Origin of the sequence: Roseixanthobacter psychrophilus (genome assembly GCF_043195195.1) — a bacterium.
In the GTDB taxonomy this organism is placed as follows: Bacteria; Pseudomonadota; Alphaproteobacteria; order Rhizobiales; family Xanthobacteraceae; genus NCEH01.
The window spans coordinates 1-2,289 of the sequence record NZ_JBAFWT010000110.1 but is presented as its reverse complement, the minus strand read 5'-3'; the positions used below and the strand labels follow the sequence as shown (position 1 = coordinate 2,289).

At 70.1% G+C, this 2,289-nt stretch carries 3 protein-coding genes; all 3 read left to right on the top strand.

Annotation, left to right across the window (positions count from 1 at the left end; all coding sequences use genetic code 11):
- A partial coding sequence (locus tag V5F77_RS28580) for a hypothetical protein (RefSeq protein ID WP_429008438.1) occupies window positions 1–705 on the top strand: 705 nt, incomplete at its 5' end.
- Window positions 702–1,907 carry a phage baseplate assembly protein gene (locus V5F77_RS28575; protein WP_429008437.1) on the top strand — a complete coding sequence of 402 codons (1,206 nt, stop codon included), beginning with the start codon at window positions 702–704 and terminating at the stop codon, window positions 1,905–1,907. The genes V5F77_RS28580 and V5F77_RS28575, both read left to right, overlap by 4 nt.
- Window positions 1,904–2,289, top strand: a 386-nt coding sequence (locus V5F77_RS28570) for a phage baseplate assembly protein domain-containing protein (RefSeq protein ID WP_429008436.1), incomplete at its 3' end; no start/stop codon positions are given. The genes V5F77_RS28575 and V5F77_RS28570, both read left to right, overlap by 4 nt.

Genomic DNA, 2,289 nt, shown 5'->3' with positions numbered 1-2,289 from the left:
ATCGCCCCGGTGCTCGATCCGGCACAGGATGCGCTCACCGCCGCGCTCGGGCTTGGCGCCAGCCTTGAGACCGCGCAGGCCGTCGCCGCTGCCCTGGTGGATCTGCCGCGCCCGCTGGCCGACGTCGCCATCGGGACGCCCGAGGCGGCGATCGGCGCCGGTCCCCTGGTGAGCGCCGAGACGGTGCCGACCCTCACCGCCCGTTCCGGCGCCGACATGCTGCTCGGCCTCGCCGATCAAGCGCGCGGCCTTGCCGCCCACGGCGCGCTTGCCGAGGCGGTGCGGCTCTCGGCGCAGGTGGCGCTGCTCGGCCAGGCTGTCCGCACGGCGGCCGACATCGATTATGAGAGCCGCCAGGATGCGATGGCTTGGCGCGCCCGCCTCGACGACGCGCTGGATCGCGCGGCGGATGATCTTGCCGAGGCGCAGGATGCCTGGGCGGGGGAGCGCGCGACGCTGTGGAGCGCACTGGCCGATCTGCGCGGCGCGCTCGCGCGGGACATGCACGAGATCATCGGCCGCCTGCCGCCGGTGCTGCTCTTTACGCCGCAGGCCACTGTCTCGGCCTGGATCCTCGCCCAGCATTTCGCCGGCGATGATCCGCGCGACGTGGTGCCCATGTTCGACGACATCGTGCGCCGCAACCGGCTGCGCCATCCCGGCGCCATCCCCGCCGGCACCGCCATCGAGGTGCTGCTGCGATGATCGAGGCCAGCGGCACCCGCCCCGTCACGCTGCTCATGGCGGGCATGCGGTTTGAAGAGTGGTCGCGGGTCGAGGTGGCGCGCGACCTGCAGGACATCGCCGGAAAATTCCGCCTTGAGCTGCGGGATTCGGCGCGCAGCTGGCGGACTTTCCCCTTTGCCACGCTTGCTGACATGAAGGGCGAGGTTGAGCTGGGGCTGGAAGCCACCATCCTGCTGGACGGCGAGCAGGTGCTGAGCGGCTGGGTGGATGATCTTGCCCCGCATGCCTCCGAGGGGCAGGTCTCCGTCTCGATCTCCGGGCAGGACAAGACCGGCGACCTGAGTGACTGCGCCGCCACGGTGGACGGCCCGGCCGAGTATTTCGGCAAGACGATCGACACCGTCGCTGGCGAGATCCTGAAGCCTTACGGGCTCAAGGTGCGGGCCGAGGCGGACGTCGGCGATCCCTTTGATCGCTTTGCCATCGACGTCGGCGAGACGGCTCTTTCGGCGATTGAAAAGGGTGCGCGCCAGCGCGGCCTGCTCGTGACCAGCGACGGCATGGACACGCTGCTGCTCACGCAATCGGGCGGCAAAAGAGCGCCGGGAGACCTGATTTTTCCCGGCAATATCGTCGAGAGCGGCGGGCACTTTTCGTTGCGCGGGCGGCACTCGGCCTACCACGTCAAGGGGCAGGCGGAGCGCGCCGGCGGGCGGCGGCGGAAGACTGTGCATCTGGATGGCCACGCCGAGCCGCTTACCGGCGAGCAGGGCGATTGGCAGGCGCAGCAGGGGCCACACGAAAAAGCCGGCGTCACCATCAAGGGGCAGGCGGATGATGCGGCGATGAAGCGCCGTCATCGGCCGCTGGTGGCCATGGGGCGCACCCAGCTCACCCCCAAGGGTGCGCAGGATCAGGCCGAATGGATGCGGCGCACCGCGCGCGGCCGCTCGGAAGAGTTGACCTATCAAGTCCGTGGGTTTCGCCACAACGGGCGCCTGTGGCGGCCGAACGAGCTGGGGATGGTGCAGGATGCCTTCCAGGGCGTCTATCGCGAGATGCTGATCGCCGGCGTCGCTTATCAATACGACGACGAGGGCGCGGCGACCCATCTGCGGGTGACCGGGCCGGAGGCCTACGACATGCAAGACGAGGGCACGCGGCGGAAGAACCACAAGAGCCAGCAGCCCCTGGACCGCCACGCGGAGCCGCTGGGATGACCGATCGCGAGACCGCCTATTTGATCCGCGCCATGGTGAGCCGGGGCGTGGTGAGCAAAAGCGACGACAGCCAGGAGACACAGACGGTGGACGTCGCCCAGTGGGCCGGCGTGGAGCGCACCGCCGTCGAGGTGATGCAGCCGTTCGGCATAGCCTCGCGCGCGCCGGCAAACGGCCTGGTGCTGCTGCTGGCGGTGGGCGGCGATCAGGGCGACCTCGTGGCGCTGCCGGTGGGCGCGCCGGGCTCGCGCCTGGGCAATCTCGCCGAGGGCGAGGTCGCGCTTTACACCACGGACGGCAGCCGCGTGCTGATCCGCGCCGATGGCGCGATCGAGGTGACGTCGTCACAATCGGTCGACGTCAAGGTGCCGGGCAAGGCGCG

Excerpts from the sequence above, each read along its gene's own strand:
- V5F77_RS28575 (WP_429008437.1), top strand. The coding sequence starts at position 702 with ATGATCGAGGCCAGCGGCACCCGCCCCGTCACGCTGCTCATGGCGGGC.